We start from the raw sequence: 17,501 nt of genomic DNA on the forward strand, positions 1-17,501 counted from the left end.
CGCGGTACACCTCCGGGTCGCGTGGCGCGTCCCCGCGGATGTCGCTGACGAGGGCCCGCGCCTCCGGGACGCGTCCCAGCTCGAACAGGGCGTCGGCCAGGTAGGCGCGCGGGTCGCCGTAGGTCTCGCCGCCGTCCTCCACCGCACGCCGGTAGAACTGGGCCGCGCGGTCGTGCTCGCCGGCGTGCTGCCACTGCTCGCCCGCGCGCAGCAGCACGTTGGCGCGCGACACCCCGCCCGACACGGCGTCGGCGAGCTCGGCCAGCCGCCGTGCCGCCGCGATGTGATCGCCCGTGCGCAGCGTGTCGAACTCCAGATCGTCGAGATCGTCTTCCGTCACATGCGTCACGCCTCAACGCTACCCGGCGTCGCACACCCGAAGCGGGCGAATCTCGGATGATCGCTGATGAATTCGCGTTTCCCGCAGGTCAACGGGGGTGTGAACGCGGGCAAGGCGGGTCGAACCCGTTCGCTGCGGCGCATACGCACGACCACCCCACGCAGCGGAGACATGCAGCGAAGACAGACCGTTACGGCAGATGACGGTCCGCGGACGCGTGGGGAGACGGTCTCGTGTCCGGCGCGTACGCCGGGGCTGGGGAGCGAGAGGGGTCAGCGGCGAGAGCGTTCCAGCGCGTCCCAGAAGCCGCGCCGCAGCGCGTGCCGGACCTCGTCGTGCAGCAGGAAGTCGATCGGGAGCGAGGAACCCTGGAGAAGGCGCGCCTCAAGGTCGGACGGCATGCGCGGCTTGCGCGCGAGGACGGCCTCCAGCCACAGCGCCGGCGCGTCGCGGGCGACGGACTCGCCGAAGTCCTGGCCCTCCTGGTGGGCGGCCTTCACCGCGTCCGAGAGGTTCGGAGCGCTCTGCGCCGGGACGGGCAGCGGCGAGATCTGCTGCGGGCCCGTGTACGGGCCGTGCGGCTGGGACGGCATCGACGTCGGAGGGGACATCGGCGGGGGCGGCGAGCTGTACTGCCCGGTGGACGGCGGCTGCGTCGGCACGGAGGGCTTGGCGGCCGACGGCCCCGGCGTGGGCGCCGCGTGCAACGGCGCGGACTGGCTGGACGACGAACCCGACGTGCCGGACGACCCGAGCCCGAGCGCGCTCAGCGGGTTCGACCCCATCCCGGACGAGGACGAGGACGAGCCGAGGCCGGATGCGGAGGAGCCCATCCCCGGCGCGGACGAGCCGAGCCCCGGAATGGAGGGGCCGAGTCCGGAAGAGCCGATGCCGCTGCTCGAACCGAGTGAGGAGGACGAACTGCCGGAGCCCAGCCCGGGCGGACCGGAGCCGAGGTCACTGCCGCCACTTCCCATACCGCTCGCGGAGCTCGAATGGCTCGCGGAGGTGGGCTGCCCGGTGATCGGGGACGACGGCGGCGGGGAGGCGTGCGTGCTGGAGTGGAGCGGGCTCAACGTCCCGCTGCCGACGCCGCCGTGTCCGTTGCCATGCCCGCTGCCGTTCGCGAGCGGGCCGGGCGCCGTCGCGGACGCGCCGGTGGAGCCCGCGCTCTCCACGCCGGTGAGCAGGTTGACGTACGGGCGCAGGTGGCTGGAGCCGATCTCGATGAGGTCGTCGCACTCCTGCCGGAGCACGCGCGAGATCGTCCAGTTGCCGTCGACGGCGACGTGCACGACGGTGACCCGGACGCCGAGGTCCTGGGCGTCCGCGACGACCTGGGCGAGGTCCTCGTCGCCGCTGACCACGACCGCGTCGGCGAGCGCGCCGTTGCGGGCGAGCGTCATCAGGTCGCGGTGGATCTCGGTGTCCACGCCCTCGCGGCGGCCGGGGCGGATGCGGCCGAGCCGCAGCTTGAGCCCGGGAAGGTCGGCGAGCGCCTCGTGCTCGGGAGCGCGGCGTCCCTCGACCGTCGCCTCGTACCAGTAGCAGCGCAGCATGGGCAGGCTCGTGCGCTCGCGCGCGAGGTTGCCGAGCAGTTGGAGCAGGCCGCCGAAGTCCCAGGACACGGCCTCCCGATGGCGAGTGCCGTGCACCGCCATGGCGCCGTCCGCCAGCAGGTAGCCGGCGTCTACGAACAGCGCACAGCGATCCATGCGGCACCGCCTTTCGTCAACACGGGACCTCATGCGGCTCCCGCCCGGTGGCGAGGCCGGCGAGGGTCACCTTCATCGGGCCCGCCCTCCTGGCTCTCGGACGTGGGCCGGTCGAAGACCCCGGGCGTTCTCAGCGTAGTGAAGCCCGCAAGCCCGGTAGGCCAATACGGCGATTCGACACTCTTTCACGACAGTCCGCCGTACGCGAGCCCTCCAGGCACCAGGGCTCCGGCCTGCGTCCCGCCCGCCGGACGGGCGGCTCCAGCGCGGACGCTACCAGCCGTTCCGGCCCCTCCCTCGGGCCCCGTCCATGATCTTTACGGAAACTCGCGGCGCATGGTTCGAAGCGGGCGGGTCGCCCGCTGAGCCCATGACCAGCCCATGGCCCGTCCGTGGTCCGGCTCCCGCTGCACGTCCCCTCATCGTCCGACGATGTGCAGCGGGCTTCAGCTGCGCATCGGCGCGGCCACTGTGACGACACCGAGAAGAAGGGCGTCCTGCTTGGTCTCCACGGAGAGCGAGGAGCGGCGGCCGAGGACGGCGGTGAAGTCGTCCACGTCCGTACCGAACGTCAGGGGAGGCCCCAGGGCACCGATGGAGGAGCTGTCGAACACGTTGTCCGCCGAGCGGCTGCCTGTGCTGGGCGTGAGCGGGCGTCCGTCCAGGAGGAGCCGGTCGCCGGTGAGGCCCGCGTCGCCTTCCCAGCCGACCAGCCCGATGTGTGCAGGACGGGCCGCCGGAACGAATCCGTTGAGCGGTATGTCTATGCGACGGTCGCCTGTCGGGCCGAGCGGGCGCGGACCGTCCAGAACCACGATCTGCTGTAGCGGGGCAGCCGGATCCTTGACGGCGACGACCAGGCTCCATCCGGCGTAGTGCGACGCTCCGGGAACGGTCGGGACATCGGCTCCCCACCACTGGCCGCTCCCGTGCGCGCGCACGAGGCTGGTGACGTCGGCGAACGCCTGGTACGCGCTGAAGTCGGGAAGGCGCTCAGACCGCACTTCGGTAGAACGCACGGTTTCGTACTTGCCGCCAGGCGGACGGAGGCGCGCGGTCACCGGTGCCGATGCTGTAGTTGGGGTCGTGGGCGAACCTTTCGTCACCCCTGACCAGTACATGCCCGCCCAGAGAACGGACGACTTCGAGGGCAGGGCCAGCCGCACCGCACTGGACGACTTGGTGGACGGATCGTCGTCGCGGTCCACAGGGCGCATGTCCCAGAAATCGTCGTCCTGCTCGTTCCCTTGGCGGCGGAGTGCCCGCTTGCAGTTCGGCACGCTCTCGTCGCAGCTCATGAGGGAGTTGCCTACCGCCATGACGCGCGCTTTGCCGTCCGTGGCGAAACGCGCTGGCAGCCCACCCTTGACCACTCCCCAGGACGCGCGCGCCGCGACTTTCTGCTTTCCCGTGTGAAGCATGACCGTGGGAGGTGTGCCTGTGGGAGCCGTCCCGCCGACCTCCACACGCAAGTAGGCCGAAGCGGTCTCACCCTTGGGCAGTGCGGCGTGCGTGCAGCGGGCGCCACCGGTGTGAACGCTCATGGGACGGCACGACCACCCGCCTCCCGGGGGCACGAGCGGCTTGAGGAACGCGCTGTTTCGTCCGCTGGCGACACCTGTGTAGGAGACGCCGGGAGGGAAAGCGATATCCGCGACCAGGTCGTCTGAAGGGCCTTCACCGGAGTTGCGCACCGACATCCCGACGATGCCGGGCTGGTTGTGCATGAGCGAACCCACCGGATTGATGCTGACGCTCAGCTTCGCCGGTAGGGCGACGGGAGTCGGAGGCTTGGGACGCGGCGCATTCGGGCTGGTCTGAGGGTTCCTGCTTGGGCTCGGGTGCGGATGAGGCGCGGGTTTGTCGGCGGGTGGCTTCGGCTTCGCAGGCGGTGCTGCCGGGACGCCCGGTGCAGGGGGAACTGCGGAAGGCGCGGCCAGCGACGGCTCGTGCACACGCGGGAGGGGCCGATGGTTGGATACCGGGGTGAGCGCGAGCGCGACACCTGCGGCAACGACCGCCGCGACACCGCCCGCACTGAGTGCCTTTTGTTGCCGCTTGGGCAGATGCCGGAACCATGTCCAAAGGCCGCCTCCGGCAATGCCACCTTTCGTGGCGGCCGCGAGGTAGGCGGTGACCGCACCACCGAGCACCAGCGGTCCGAGAGCCTCGCGTAGGGCGGTGTTGATGTCGGCGAGTTCGCCGTAGAGCGCCTTGCAGTTCTCGCAGTCGTGCAGGTGTCTCTCGACGCGCTGCGTGTCCCGCTTCGCGAGGCCGTCTCGCACGTACGCGCCCAGCATCTCCAGGACGGGACGGCACTTCTCGTCCACCTCGTCCATTGCGGCCGGAGCGCTGCCGAACGCCGTGGTCGCCGCAGCAGGCATCGCATCCGAACTCGGCATCGCGCCGGTGAAGGCGACCAGGCTTCGCGGCATCGCGCGCGCACCAGCCGACTCCTCGGACGCACTCGCATCCGGACGGCTCGCGGCGGGACCTTCGGTGGCCGACGTGCCCACTGTCTCCGCGTCGCTTTGGCGGGGAGAGGGCACCGACGCTCCGGCAGTGGTCCCGCGCGTGCTCGTACCAGCAGCCGTCGTATCGAGGGACGGGCCTTGCGCCGAGAACGAGGCTGCCACGTGCATTTGCAGGTACGCCTGGCGCAGCCCTTCGCGCGCGCGATAGGCGAGCGCCGCGACACCGTTGGCCGTGAGACCGAGTAACGGCGCGACATCCGCCGGCTTCTCGCCCTCGACCTCGGTATGCCACAGGACGTCCTGCCAGCGTTCGGGCAGCGATCGGAACGCGCGCACGATCATCGAGCGTTCCAGGCCCTCCAGCGCCGGATCGACGAAGGGCGTGCCCGGGTCGAACAGCTCGATCTGGTCGGTGCTCTGCAACCGCTTGTCGCCCCGGTACCGGTCGTACACCGTCCGCCGGACCGCCGTCAGCAGGTACGGCCGGAACCCGGATCGCGGACCGCCGCCGCGCCGCAGCGCGTCCAGGATCTTCGCGAACGCCTCCTGGACCGCGTCGTCCGCCGCGTCCCCCTCGACCAGGTGGTGCGCCAGCCCGCGCGCGGCGGCCACGTGCCGCTCGTACAGGGAGCCGTAGGCCGTGAGGTCGCCCTCGCGTATGCGCGCGATGAGCGCCGCGTCACTGCTCTCGGATCCGCGCCCGGATGGGTCTGCTCCGCCGTTGGACGGCTCCGCGCTGGTTCCGGGCGGATCCGCTCCGCCATCGGGCGCGGCCGCCTCGGACGCGGTTTCGCTCACGGGTCCTCCAGGACGAAGCACGGATGCGGGGCGTCCGCCGGGAAACGGGGACGGAGCGTCGCATGGCCGCGCGACCCTGGGAACCGATGGTGATGGCTTGACCACGAAACGTCGCGGAGAATGATTCCGCAAACCGCGTCATGACTAAACCGCTTCCGCGTCTTTGGATCTGGGTGCCCGGACGCCATCGGCGCCGCTCGCCCCGGAGAGGGGGCGGGGTGCGGCGCCGATGGTCCGGACGAGGGGTGTGTCCGTTCCGGTGCAGGAGGGGGCGGAACGGACACACCTCACCGGGTGATGGGCACCGTGGAGACCTGCGACAGCTCCGTCGGCGCGGTCGGCGACTGCCACCGCACGCGGCTGTCGCGCCCGGTCAGCTCGACCGTCGCGATCGCGTTGTCGAACCACGGGCCGTCCGTGATGCGCCAGCGCAGCGGGGAACGCGGGACGCGCGCCATCCGGGCGAGCCAGCGGAACGGCACGCCCACGCCTCGCGCGCACGCGAGGCGGTTCGCCCACTGGAACTTGCTCGGAAGCGGATTGCGCAGCGGCGAGCACACGATCTGCACGACCTGCGAAGACGCGTGAGGGGAAACGACCCGGGCCAGATAGGAGAAGTGGACGTCACCGGAGAGAAAGGCGACTGTCGCGGGCGCGGTGCCGCGCTCCCCACGCGCGACGGCGATGACGTCGTTCGCGACCTCCCGGAAGGACCGCTCGAACGCGGCCCAGTGCTCCAGGTCGGCCGCCTGCCGGACCTTCTCCCCGAGACCGGCGGCGCGCTTGCCCCACGCGCCCTCCGCGACGGCCTCGTTCCACGACTCGGCGTGGTGGACGGCGGGCGCGAGCAGGTACGGCAGGGACGACGCGACCAGCAGATGGTCCACGTCTCCTTGCAACCGCCCGTCCAGCCAGTCGAACTCCTCGTCGTCGAGCATGCCGCGGCGTTCGGGCGTCAGCAGCCGCGAGCACCGGCTGTCCACGACGACGAGGCGGGTGCGCCCCCAGTCGTGCGCGTAGCTCCAGCGCGCGGTGGCGGGCTCCCGGTCCGCGCGCTCGGCGAACTCGTCCAGCACCTCGGCGCTGTCGCCGCCTCCTTGCGACGCCTCGCGCACGGCCGCGAACACGTCGTCCGTGGCGCGCGCTTCGGGCGAGAGGTTTCCGAGGTGCTGGTACACCCAGTACGAGCTGATCCCCCCGACGATGCGGTCTCGCCACCAGGGCAGCTCCCACATCTGCTTCCGCCACGTGTACGAGGTGTTCCAGTCGTCGCGGATGTCGTGGTCGTCGAAGACCGTGAGCGTCGGCACCGTGGACAACAGCCAGCGGACGGCGGGGTCCTCGCGCCACGCGAGCCGGTAGAGGTGGGTGTACTCCTCGAAGTCGGCGACCTCGTCATCTGGGCACGCGTGTACCGAGTCGCTCGCCTGGGTCTTGGCGTCGTCGCTGTTGGTGCTGCTGACCTCGCCCGTGCCGACGAGTGTGTTGGCGGGTGCGCCGCTTCCGAGGTTCGTCGCAGTGATGCTCCCCTGGCCGCGATGCGCGCGCACGATCTCGCGCATGGACGGGTCCAGCTCGTCCGCGTACACCTGGTCGCCGACCATGAGCAGGACGTCCGGCCAAGCCGCGTCCGTGCGCACGAGGTGATGCGCCAGAGCGGAGAGCGTGTCGATCCCGTGCTCGTTGTCACGGTCGGGGGAGCGTCGGCAGGAGCCGAACGAGACGCGCAGCGTGCCGGAGAAGTCCAGCGTGCGCAGCAGGCTGGCCGGGAAGGTGGAACCCTCCTCCGGCCAGACGCGGGCGTCGTCCAGCTCGACCTCGTACGGGACGCGCGCCCCCGGCTCCAGCCCATCGACCTCCACGAGACCGAAGTGATGCCCGTGGACGGTGAACGTCTCCGCCGTCGCCTCCACGTCCCCCGCGCGCACGAGCACCCGGCATGGACGGTCGGTCTCCACCCACACCGTCGCGGTGCGTTCGCCGACATGCCGGAGGAGCGGGCCCAGTACCAAAGCGGTCATAACTCGCCTCTCTACTGGATGCGAGCCTCGCCCGTCCATGCTTTGACGAGTTCGACTTCACCGGCGCGCCGGCCACGTCGGAGGCCGGTCACAGGGTGCTCGGCGTCAAGAGGCGACGGCGCAGGGAACCCAATAGCGCAGCTTGATCCCCCGGCGGTCCTCCAGCACGCCGCCGTTCCGCTCGATGACCATCCGTGACGGGGCGTTGTCAGAGTCGCACGTGACGAGCACCTGCTCGATGCCGAGTCCGCGCGCGACGGGAAGGGCGGCCCGGAGCATCGCGCTCGCGTGCCCGCGGCGGCGTGCCGACGGGCGGACGTCATAGCCGATGTGCCCGTTCGACTCCAGGAGCCAGGGCGTGAGGCGATGCCGGAGGGTCAGCCGTCCGATGAACTCGTCGCCGTCCACCCACCACAGGATCGTCGTGGGGACGTGGTCGGGCGGGCGCGGTGTCTCCTCCAGCGCCAGTGACCGGACGTGCCGGACGAATCTGGCGAACGGCTCCGGCTCGTCCCACTGGCCGCCGTAGACCCGCAGGTCCCGTCCGAGCCAGCTGTCGTCGTCCGGCGCGCCGCGGCCCTCCGCGCGGAACTCCTCCATCGCGGCGAGAAACGACGTGCGGACCCGTGCGTCCGGTGCGATCAATGCAGGCACGCACCATTTCTACTAGGAAGTGCCGGCTGCCGGGTGGGTGTCTTCTGAGTACGCGTACCCACCTGGTGGTGGGGCTGGCCCCACCATCGATTCGGGGTGTCGGCCCCATGTGCCGGTCATACGCGGATCCGTAGATTCGGTGACATGAACGAGAACAGCCGCACCGCAGCCCGCCCCCGCCGAGTCGTCATGATCGGCGCTCTGGTCGGGGCGGTACTGGTGGCGGGTGTGCTGCCTCCGCCGCCGAACCCGGTCCACCAGATCGCCCGGCAGGCCGTGACGCGCCACGTGCAGCCCTGACCCAAGCTCCGAGCAAGCCTTGAGCCGAGCCCCGAACAAGCCCTGAGCAGGCCTTGAGCCGCCGACCAGGGGGATCGGCGGCTCGGACGGAAGTTATCCACAGGTTGGGGGCCGGCTTTCGAACGGGGTCCCCGTCCGGCCAGGCTGAATCCGTGCGGCCCGTCAGGGGGACGGGCCCGGGGTCAGGACTTCCGGACGGGGGAGGGGTTCTCGGTGGAGGCTTCGCAGGTCACGAAGGTGGAGTCGGCGTCGTCGGTGGCGCCGACGGTGACGTTCCCGGTGAGGCCGGTCGGCACCGCGGCGGCCGGGAGGTCATCGGCGGCCACGCTGGCCGCACCGGCATCGGCCGCAGGGCGGCCGACGAGCACGGGGGTGTCGTCGGCGGCCGGGGTGTCGTGGGCGTCCCGAGCGACGCGGCCGTCCGGCGTCTCCTGGGCGCTCACCGCGCTGGAGCTCATCATGGCGTCGTCGGTCGTCGTGTCGGTGGCGTCGTGGGTGGTGTCGGTGGTGGCGTCGGCCGGGTCGGCGGCGGGGGCGCGCCGGCCGCGCAGGACGACGAGGGCGAGGACGGTCGCGGAGACGACTCCGGCCAGGCTCACGAGGAACGTGGTGCCCATGGCCGTGGTGAAGGCGTCGCGGGCCTGGTGGGCGAGGGAGGCGTCGCCGGTCCGGGCGGCGACGGCGAGGGCGTCGCCGATGGACTCGCGCGCCTGGTCGGGGGTGCCGTCGGGCATCGCCGCCCCGTAGCCGCTGGTGAGGACGGTTCCGAGGAGCGCGACGCCGAGGGCGGCACCCGCCTGCTGGATCGTGTCGTTCAGGGCCGAGCCGACGCCGGCATGCTCCGCGGGGACGGCGCCCATCAGCGCGCCGATGGTGGCGGGCATCGCCAGGCCGCTGCCCGCCCCCATCAGGAACAGGCCGACCGCGATGGGCCAGTAGCCGTCCCCGGGAGCGACGGTGGCGAGCGTCCCGAACCCGGCGGCGACGACGAGGAGGCCGGCGACGGCGGTGAGCCGGTTGCCGAGCCTGCCGACCAGAGCCGCGCCGAGGCCGTTGAACACCAGCGCCGCGACCGCGACGGGGATGAACGAGACGCCGGTCTTCATGGGTGAGTAGCCGAGGACGAACTGGAGGTACTGGGTGAGTGCCAGCAGCAGGCCGCCGTTGCCCACCTCGACCAGGGTGAGCGCGAGGCTGCCCCCGGCGAAGTCGCGGTCGCGGAAGAGGCCGAGCGGAACCATCGGGGACTCGGTCCGGGCCTCCCAGACCCCGAACCCGACCAGGGCGACGAGGGCGACGGCCCCACCGGTCAGCGTCCGGCCGTCCATGCCGTTCTTCGGGAACTCGATGATCGTCCAGACCAGGGCCGCCATGCCGGTGATCGACAGCACCATGCCCAGCGGGTCGGGCTTGCGCCACGGGCCGCGGGACTCGGGCATCAGGACGGCGGCGGCGACGATGGAGACCGCGGCGACTGGGACGTTGATCAGGAAGACCGCGCCCCACCAGAAGTGCGCGATCAGGACGCCGCCGAGGATCGGGCCGCCGACCAGGCCGGCCATGGACACCGCGCCCCAGGCGGCCATCGCCTTCGGCCGCTCGTCCTCGTCGAACACCGTGATCAGGATGGAGAGGGTGCTCGGCAGGACGAGGGCGCCGCCGACGCCCATCACCGCCCGCGCGGCGATCAGCATCCCCGGCGAGTCGGCGAGCGTGCCCGCGAGCGAGGCGAGCCCGAACAGCGCCAGTCCGATGATCATCACCCGGCGGCGGCCGAACCGGTCGGACAGGCTGCCCGCGGTGAGCAGGAGCCCGGCGAAGACCAGGATGTAGGAGTCCAGAATCCACTGGATGTCCTGCGCGCCGGCCCCCAGGTCCTCGGTGAGCGGCGGGATGGCCACGTTCAGGGCCATGTTGTCGATGACCAGGACCAGGGTGCTCAGGCAGAGCACCAGCAGGATCCACCAGCGGCGCGGATCGCGGTTCATCTCGTCTCCCGGTGCGTACGGTGTTCGCGTTGTTGGGAACACTGTACGCATGGCGGAACGGTGTGCGCAAGTGGGTACGTCGTGCGCTACGCTGGACCGGACCCCGAAAGGAGGCCACGGATGGCCGATGATCAGGCGTTCTCCTCGGTCTGGGCGCGTCCGGAGAAGACCCGGAACGCGCGCCCGACCCTGAGCCGGGAGCAGATCGTCACCGAGGCGATCAAGCTGCTGGACGCCGAGGGCGTGGACGCGCTGAGCATGCGCAAGCTCGGCCAGGCGCTGAACGCGGGCGCGACGTCCCTCTACCGGCACGTCGCCAACAAGGACCAGCTGCTCGAACTGGTCGTGGACGAGATCTACGGCGAACTGCGCGTCCCGACCCTTGAGAGTCCGGCCGAATGGCGTCCCGCCGTCCGCGCTCTCGCGCACGAGATGCGCGCCATGATCCTGCGCCACCCGTGGATCGCGCCCATCCTCGGCCTTGTCGGCTCGTCCTACCTCGGTCCCAACGTCGTCCGCCTCACCGACGAGATGCTCGGTCTCCTCGAAGACGCCGGCTTCACCCTCGAAGAGGGCAACGGCACGGTGAAGGCGCTGTTCGCCTACGTCATCGGCTGGACGACGTCCGAGGCCGCGTGGCTGCTCGCCCTCGCGCGCAGCGGCCAGACCGAGGAGGAGTGGCTGGAGCAGATGCGCCCCACGATGGAGCACGCCATGGAGGCCCACCCCCGCCTGGGCAAGCTGTTCGAGGCCCAGCGAGAAGCCAACGCCACCCGCAGCTCCGCCGACACCTCTAACAACGAGTTCGACTACGGCCTAGACCGCTTCCTCCACGGCACAACCCCCACCACCCCCTAACCCCACAGCCCGCCCCCACCCACAACCCACCCACCCCACCCCGCCCCCGCCACCGCCACCTGCCGCGCACGCGCGCCCTCCTCCGCGCACGCCCTCCACGCCCCACCGCACGCGCCGCGTCCCCCGCACTGCGTCGCGCGCGCCTACTTCGCGCGCCGCGCCGCTCGCCTTGCTACCCGCGCTCCACCGTCCCCCCGCGCCCGCTCGCGAGTCCGCGCCGGATGTCGGCACCGATGCGCGGGCACGCTGCATCCCACGTCCCCGGCGCATCCCTCCGCGTCTCCCGCGCGCTCTTGCCGCGCCCGCTTGCCACCCGCGTTCGCGCCGCGCGCCCCGGTGCTTTTGGCGGGAACGCTTGCTGCGGCGTTCGCCTGCGGCAGCGCTTGGCTCCTGGGGCGGCTGGCGGCGGTTTGTGGGGTGAGGGCTGCGGCTTTGGGGTTCGGGCGGGGGAGGTGGGGCAGACGGGGGAGGGACATTCCGGGTGGGGCGGCGGGTGCCGGGCGATGCTCTGGGGCGTGGTAGCTTCCTTTTTGAAGTTGCTTCTTTTGGGCAGGTTCTTTGGGAGGGGTGGGGTGGGTGGCCAGCGGGGAGCCGTCGGCGGTCTATCAGCGGTACATGAGCGCGTTGATGCTGCATGGGCAGGCGAGTGCCAAGGCCGTTGACCTCGGGGCGACGGATCTTTACGCGTTGAACATCCTGAAGCTCTTCGGGGCGCTGACGCCCGGGGAACTGGGGCGGCGGGCCGGGCTGACGACCGGGCCCACGACGCGGCTGGTCGACCGGCTGGAGCAGGCGGGGTACGTGCGGCGGGTCCCGGACGCGGAGGACCGGCGCAAGGTCATCGTCGAGCCGGTCACGCAGCCGTCCGGGCTGGACGAGGCGCTCGCGCCGGTGCGGCGGAAGATCGGCGCGATCATCCAGGGGTACACGCCCGAGCAGCAGGCACTGCTGTTCGACTACTTCGACCGCGCCGCCGACGCGTTCCAGGAGGCCACCGAGGAGCTGCGCGAACGGCGATGACGCGCTGCCGCGCTCGCACGCCCACACGGCTATCCCGATTTTCGCTTCTCAGGGAGAGGAGAGAAGGGGAGAGCTTGGGGGACGAGGAGCGTTCGCGTTGGCGGGGCATTGTGTAGCGGAGTCTCGCGTTGGCGGGTGCCGCCCTGTGCGATGGGGGCTCGTTCGGCTGACATGGGTGGAAGCGGAAAGGGGCGGCCCGCGGGTTGCGGGGCGCCCCTTTCGGGTGGGTGGGTCAGGCCAGGGCCACTGGGCGGCCCGGGGTCACGGTCAGCGCGTCGGCGGATTCGTCCAGGTCGACGACCACTTCGTCGCCGTCCTGGATCGTGCCCGACAGGAGCTCCTTCGCCAGGCGGTCGCCGATGGCGGTCTGGACGAGGCGGCGGAGCGGACGGGCGCCGTAGAGCGGGTCGTAGCCGGTCAGGGCGAGCCACTCGCGGGCCGCGTCGGTCACCGTGAGGCGGAGCCGCCGGTCGGCGAGGCGGCGCGCCAGGCGATCGACCTGCAGGTCCACGATGCGGGTCAGCTCGTCGGTGGAGAGGGCGTCGAAGACGATCACGTCGTCCAGGCGGTTCAGGAACTCGGGCTTGAAGGAGTTCCGGACGGCCGCCATGACCGCCTCGTGCTTGGCGCCGTTCTCCATGGCCGGGTCGACCAGGAACTGCGAGCCGATGTTGGACGTCAGGATCAGGATGGTGTTCCGGAAGTCCACCGTGCGGCCCTGGCCGTCGGTGAGGCGGCCGTCGTCGAGGACCTGCAGCAGGATGTCGAAGACCTCGGGGTGCGCCTTCTCCACCTCGTCCAGCAGGACGACCGAGTACGGGCGCCGCCGGACGGCCTCGGTGAGCTGGCCGCCCTCCTCGTAACCGACGTAGCCGGGAGGCGCGCCGACCAGGCGGGCCACCGCGTGCTTCTCGGAGTACTCCGACATGTCGAGGCGGGTCATCGCCCGCTCGTCGTCGAACAGGAACTCCGCCAGGGCCTTGGCCAGCTCGGTCTTGCCGACGCCGGTCGGGCCGAGGAACAGGAACGAGCCGGTCGGGCGGTCCGGGTCGGCGACCCACGCGCGGGCGCGGCGGACCGCGTCCGACACGGCGCCCACGGCGGCGCGCTGCCCGATCAGCCGCTGCCCGAGCTCGTCCTCCATGCGCAGCAGCTTGGTGGTCTCGCCCTCCAGCAGGCGGCCCGCCGGGATGCCGGTCCAGGACGCCACGACGTCGGCGACGTCGTCCGGCCCGACCTCCTCCTTCACCATCGCGTCGGCGGAGTCGTCGGCCTGCTCGGCGGACGCCTCGGCGAGGTCCTTCTCGAGCTGCGGGATCTCGGCGTAGGTGAGCCGGGACGCGGTCTCGTAGTCGCCGTCGCGCTGGGCCCGCTCGGCCTCGCTGCGCAGCGCGTCGATGCGCTCCTTGACCTCGCCGACCCGGTTCAGCCCGGCCTTCTCCTTCTCCCAGCGGGAGTTCAGGACGTTGAGGTGCTCCTGCTTGTCGGCCAGGTCCTTGCGGAGCCGCTCCAGACGCTGCTTGGACGCCTCGTCGGTCTCCTTGGCGAGCGCCATCTCCTCCATCTTCAGCCGGTCGACCGAGCGCTGCAGCTCGTCGATCTCGACCGGACGGGAGTCGATCTCCATGCGCAGCCGGGACGCGGCCTCGTCCACCAGGTCGATCGCCTTGTCCGGCAGGAACCGGGAGGTGATGTACCGGTCGGACAGCGTCGCGGCGGCGACCAGCGACGAGTCGTTGATCTGCACCTTGTGGTGCGCCTCGTACCGGCCCTTCAGCCCGCGCAGGATCGCGACGGTGTCCTCGACGGACGGCTCGCCCACCAGGACCTGCTGGAACCGGCGCTCCAGCGCCGGGTCCTTCTCGATGCGCTCGCGGTACTCGTCCAGCGTGGTCGCGCCGATCATGCGCAGCTCGCCGCGGGCCAGCATCGGCTTCAGCATGTTGCCCGCGTCCATCGAGCCCTCGGCGGCGCCCGCGCCGACGACCGTGTGCAGCTCGTCGATGAACGTGACGACCTGGCCCTCGGACTGCTTGATCTCGTTCAGGACGGCCTTCAGCCGCTCCTCGAACTCGCCGCGGTACTTCGCGCCCGCGACCATCGCGCCGAGGTCGAGCGCGACGAGCGTCTTGCCGCGCAGCGACTCGGGGACGTCCCCGGCCACGATCCGCTGGGCGAGGCCCTCGACGACGGCGGTCTTGCCGACGCCCGGCTCGCCGATCAGCACCGGGTTGTTCTTGGTGCGCCGCGACAGCACCTGCACGACCCGCCGGATCTCGGTGTCGCGGCCGATCACCGGGTCGAGCTTGCCCTCGCGCGCGGCCTCGGTGAGGTCGACGCCGTACTTGGCGAGGGCCTGGAAGGTCTCCTCGGGGTTCTCGGAGGTGACGCGGGCGTGCCCGCGCACCTTCTCGAACGCCTCCAGCAGCGCGTTCGGGGTGGCGCCGTGCTCCTTGAGCAGCCCGGCGACCGGGCCGCCGTCGGCGGCGAGCCCGACCAGCAGGTGCTCGGTGGAGACGTACTCGTCCTCCAGCTGCCGGGCGCGGTTGGCCGCGGTGTTCACCGCGACGATCAGCTGCCGGGACATCTGCGGGGACGACACGGTCGAGCCGGCCGCCTTCGGCAGGGTCGCCAGCTGCTCCTCGGCGGCGGTCCGGACGGCCTTCCAGTCGGCGCCGACGGCCTCCAGCAGCGGCACGGCCGTGCCGTCGGTGAGCTGGATCAGCGCCACGAGCAGGTGCTGCGGCTCGACCTGCGGGTTGCCCTCGGCGGCCGCGCGGCGCACCGCGAGCGAGACCGCCTCCTGGGACTTCTGGGTGAGCTTGTAGTCCATGGTCTTCGGATCCCTCCCCCTAGCGCTCCCGGCCCCGCTCGTGCCAGACGACCACGCCCGTCGCGCGGATGGGCACGAGGTCGCCCCCGGGAGCGTCACCGGATTCCCCGCGGCGGCGCTGCTGCGCGAGGCGCGCCGCGACCGCCCGGGTCGATTCGAGTTCGTTGGCCAGGTCCTGCAGGGTCTCGCGGGCGCGCTGGAGCTCGTCGTTCAGGCGCGCGTTCTCGCGCTGCAGGCCCAGGATGTGCTTGATGCCCGACAGGTTGACGCCCTCCTCCTGCGAGAGCCGCTGGATCTCGCGGAGCAGCACGATGTCGCGCATCGAGTAGCGGCGTCCCCGGCCCTGGGTGCGGCCCGGGGACACCAGGCCCAGCCGGTCGTAGGTGCGCAGCGTCTGCGGGTGCAGCCCGGACAGCTGCGCCGCCACCGAGATCACATAGACCGGCGTGTCATCGCCGAAGGCGTCCATGGGGCACCTACTCCTCCCTGGCCTGCTGGAGCAGCTCGACGCGCAGGTCGTCGCCCGCGCCGGACGCCCGCAGCGACTCCAGCGCCGCGCGGGTCTGGTCGTCGAGCTTGTCCGGCACCTGGACGTCCACCGTGACCAGCAGGTCGCCCTTGGTGCCGTCGCGTCGCGTCGCGCCCCGGCCGCGCACCCGGAACGTCCGCCCGTTCGGCGTGCCCTCGGGGACGCGCAGCGTGACCGGCTGTCCCTGGAACGTCGGCACCTTGATCTCCGCGCCGAGCGCGGCCTCGGGGAAGGTGACCGGGACGGTCAGGGTGAGGTTGTCGCCGCTGCGGCCGAACACCGCGTGCGGCTTGACCTTGATGTTCACGTAGAGGTCGCCCGCCGGGCCGCCGTTCTCGCCGGGCGCGCCCTTGCCCTTGAGCCGGATCTTCTGCCCGTCGGCGACGCCCGCCGGGATGCGGGCCTGGATGGTGCGGGTGCCCGTCGCGCGGCCGCTGCCGCTGCAGGTCGGGCACGGGTCGTCCACGACCAGCCCGCGGCCGCGGCAGATGTGGCACGGCTCGCTGAACCCGAAGTTGCCGAGGTTGCGGGTCTCCTGCCCGGTGCCCTCGCAGTTGGGGCAGACCCGTGGCACGGTGCCGGCCTTCGCGCCGGTGCCGTGGCAGGTCGGGCAGGCCGCCTCGCTGGTGAGCTTCAGCGGGACGGTCACGCCGTTCATCGCGCGGCCGAACGACAGCGTCACCTCGGTCTCGACGTCCGCTCCGCGCCGGGCGCGGCGCGCGCCCGTCCCGGTGCGGGTGCCGCCCCGGTTGAACAGGCCGCCGAACAGGTCGCCGATGCGGTCCCCGGCGCCGCCGGCCGGGCCGCCGCCCGCCGGACCGCCCTGCCCGAAGAGGTCCCCCAGGTCGAAACCGAAGCCGCCGCCCTGCCCGCCGCCGGCGCCGCGGAAGCCGCTCGGCATCGAGCGGACCTGGTCGTACTCCTTGCGGCGCTTCTCGTCCGACAGGACGCTGTTCGCCTCGGAGACCTCCTTGAACCTCTCCTCGGCGTCGGCGTCGCCCTTGTTGCGGTCCGGGTGGTACTGCTGGGCGAGCTTGCGGTAGGCCTTCTTGATCTCGTCCTGCGAGGCGTTCTTCGAGACACCGAGGACCTTGTAGTAGTCCTTCTCGAGGTAGTCCTTGGTGCTCACCGATCCTCGCCTTCCGCGTCTTGGTGTGTCTGCTGCTGCCGGTGTGCTGTCCGGGCCGTCCCCCGCGGCGCACGCGCGCCGGGGGAGGACGGCCCGGAACGGGTCCTGCCGATCGGTCCGCGCCCGCCGTCCGGGACGCCCCCGATGTCGCCGTAAGCGGCGAGGTCGCTGATACCGGCGGTGCCGCCGGAAGCGGTGCCGCCGGGCGCGCCGCCGGACGGGTGGCCGTCCGGACCACCGCCGCCGGACGGCTCGCGGCCGTCCGGCGCGCGGCCGACCCGGCCGCCGCCGTGGCCCGGGGCGAGGCCCGGGCGGCGGCGGTTACTCGGGCCGGTCGTCGTCGGCCTGTTCGGCGGCGTCGCCGTCCTGCGGCTCGGCGACCGCGACCCGTGCGGGTCGCAGCACGCGCTCGCCGATCCGGTACCCCGGCTGCAGGACGTCGGCGACGCTGGTCTCGGTGACCTCCGCCGAGTAGGCGTGCATCAGCGCCTCGTGCACCGTCGGGTCGAACGGCTCGCCCTTCTCGCCGAAGCGCTCCAGGCCGAGCTTGCCGGTCACCCCCTCCAGCGCGTCGGCGACCGACTTGAACCCGCCGGTCAGCTCGTTGTGGTCGCGGGCCCGGCCGATGTCGTCCAGGACCGGCAGCAGCTCGGAGAGCACGTTCGCGAGCGCCTGCTCGCGGACCACCACGCGGTCGCGCTCGACGCGCCGCCGGTAGTTGTCGTACTCGGCCTTGAGCCGCTGCAGGTCGGCCGTGCGCTCGGCCAGCTGCTCCTTGAACGCGGCGGCCTCGCCGCTCTCCGGCTCGGCGGCGGGCGCCCCGGGGGCCCCGGGCGCCGGTG

General features: G+C 72.0%; 13 protein-coding genes. 3 read left to right on the plus strand and 10 right to left on the minus strand.

The annotated features are described in order from the left end of the window. The 5 genes from AB0J52_RS06820 to AB0J52_RS06840 all read right to left on the minus strand — a co-directional run. Positions 1 to 349 (minus strand): tetratricopeptide repeat protein (locus AB0J52_RS06820; protein ID WP_500180605.1); only part of this gene is annotated, 349 nt, incomplete at its 3' end. Between the two features lie 263 nt (positions 350 to 612). Next, complete coding sequence (locus AB0J52_RS06825) at positions 613 to 2,055, minus strand: NYN domain-containing protein (protein WP_500180606.1); 1,443 nt, start codon at positions 2,053 to 2,055, stop codon at positions 613 to 615. Between the two features lie 446 nt (positions 2,056 to 2,501). Further along, positions 2,502 to 5,327 (minus strand): sigma-70 family RNA polymerase sigma factor, encoded by a 2,826-nt coding sequence (locus AB0J52_RS06830; protein WP_500180607.1) that lies wholly within the window; start codon positions 5,325 to 5,327, stop codon positions 2,502 to 2,504. Between the two features lie 287 nt (positions 5,328 to 5,614). After that, a complete protein-coding gene (locus tag AB0J52_RS06835) occupies positions 5,615 to 7,348 on the minus strand; it encodes a DUF7800 domain-containing protein (RefSeq protein ID WP_500180608.1) in 1,734 nt (577 codons plus the stop codon). Positions 7,349 to 7,453: 105 nt separating this feature from the next. Next, a complete protein-coding gene (locus AB0J52_RS06840) occupies positions 7,454 to 8,002 on the minus strand; it encodes a GNAT family N-acetyltransferase (RefSeq protein WP_500180609.1) in 549 nt (182 codons plus the stop codon). A gap of 144 nt (positions 8,003 to 8,146) precedes the next feature. Here AB0J52_RS06840 and AB0J52_RS06845 point away from each other — a divergent pair, with 144 nt between their 5' ends. Next, positions 8,147 to 8,302 (plus strand): hypothetical protein, encoded by a 156-nt coding sequence (locus tag AB0J52_RS06845; RefSeq protein ID WP_500180610.1) that lies wholly within the window; start codon positions 8,147 to 8,149, stop codon positions 8,300 to 8,302. A 182-nt stretch (positions 8,303 to 8,484) separates the two neighbouring features. Here AB0J52_RS06845 and AB0J52_RS06850 read toward each other — a convergent pair whose 3' ends face one another. Continuing rightward, positions 8,485 to 10,290 (minus strand): MFS transporter, encoded by a 1,806-nt coding sequence (locus AB0J52_RS06850; RefSeq protein WP_500180611.1) that lies wholly within the window; start codon positions 10,288 to 10,290, stop codon positions 8,485 to 8,487. A 120-nt stretch (positions 10,291 to 10,410) separates the two neighbouring features. On the opposite strand from AB0J52_RS06850, the gene AB0J52_RS06855 reads away from it, so the two are divergent. Together AB0J52_RS06855 and AB0J52_RS06860 are read left to right on the plus strand one after the other, a co-directional pair. Beyond that, positions 10,411 to 11,148: a TetR/AcrR family transcriptional regulator gene (locus tag AB0J52_RS06855; RefSeq protein ID WP_500180612.1), complete on the plus strand. Its 738-nt coding sequence runs from the start codon at positions 10,411 to 10,413 to the stop codon at positions 11,146 to 11,148. Between the two features lie 615 nt (positions 11,149 to 11,763). Then, positions 11,764 to 12,168, plus strand: coding sequence for a MarR family winged helix-turn-helix transcriptional regulator (locus AB0J52_RS06860; protein WP_500180613.1), 405 nt, complete (start codon positions 11,764 to 11,766; stop codon positions 12,166 to 12,168). A gap of 232 nt (positions 12,169 to 12,400) precedes the next feature. Here the strand turns inward: AB0J52_RS06860 and clpB are convergent, their stop codons facing one another. From clpB to grpE, 4 genes are all read right to left on the minus strand, one after another. Beyond that, positions 12,401 to 15,001: an ATP-dependent chaperone ClpB gene (clpB, locus tag AB0J52_RS06865; protein ID WP_500180614.1), complete on the minus strand. Its 2,601-nt coding sequence runs from the start codon at positions 14,999 to 15,001 to the stop codon at positions 12,401 to 12,403. A gap of 19 nt (positions 15,002 to 15,020) precedes the next feature. Continuing rightward, positions 15,021 to 15,470 carry a heat shock protein transcriptional repressor HspR gene (locus AB0J52_RS06870; RefSeq protein ID WP_500180615.1) on the minus strand — a complete coding sequence of 150 codons (450 nt, stop codon included), beginning with the start codon at positions 15,468 to 15,470 and terminating at the stop codon, positions 15,021 to 15,023. Between the two features lie 7 nt (positions 15,471 to 15,477). Then, positions 15,478 to 16,659 (minus strand): molecular chaperone DnaJ, encoded by a 1,182-nt coding sequence (dnaJ, locus tag AB0J52_RS06875; protein WP_500180616.1) that lies wholly within the window; start codon positions 16,657 to 16,659, stop codon positions 15,478 to 15,480. 321 nt (positions 16,660 to 16,980) lie between these two features. Then, a partial coding sequence (gene grpE / locus AB0J52_RS06880) for a nucleotide exchange factor GrpE (RefSeq protein WP_500180617.1) occupies positions 16,981 to 17,501 on the minus strand: 521 nt, incomplete at its 5' end.

This window comes from Spirillospora sp. NPDC049652 (assembly GCF_040675125.1).
Taxonomy (GTDB): domain Bacteria; phylum Actinomycetota; class Actinomycetes; order Streptosporangiales; family Streptosporangiaceae; genus Spirillospora.

What these genes read in the sequence shown, in the direction of transcription:
- AB0J52_RS06825 (WP_500180606.1), bottom strand. Translation starts at nt 2,055, where the DNA reads ATGGATCGCTGTGCGCTGTTCGTAGACGCCGGCTACCTGCTGGCGGAC.
- AB0J52_RS06835 (WP_500180608.1), bottom strand. Translation starts at nt 7,348, where the DNA reads ATGACCGCTTTGGTACTGGGCCCGCTCCTCCGGCATGTCGGCGAACGC.
- AB0J52_RS06845 (WP_500180610.1), top strand. Translation starts at nt 8,147, where the DNA reads ATGAACGAGAACAGCCGCACCGCAGCCCGCCCCCGCCGAGTCGTCATG.
- AB0J52_RS06850 (WP_500180611.1), bottom strand. Translation starts at nt 10,290, where the DNA reads ATGAACCGCGATCCGCGCCGCTGGTGGATCCTGCTGGTGCTCTGCCTG.
- AB0J52_RS06855 (WP_500180612.1), top strand. Translation starts at nt 10,411, where the DNA reads ATGGCCGATGATCAGGCGTTCTCCTCGGTCTGGGCGCGTCCGGAGAAG.
- AB0J52_RS06860 (WP_500180613.1), top strand. Translation starts at nt 11,764, where the DNA reads ATGAGCGCGTTGATGCTGCATGGGCAGGCGAGTGCCAAGGCCGTTGAC.
- clpB (WP_500180614.1), bottom strand. Translation starts at nt 15,001, where the DNA reads ATGGACTACAAGCTCACCCAGAAGTCCCAGGAGGCGGTCTCGCTCGCG.
- AB0J52_RS06870 (WP_500180615.1), bottom strand. Translation starts at nt 15,470, where the DNA reads ATGGACGCCTTCGGCGATGACACGCCGGTCTATGTGATCTCGGTGGCG.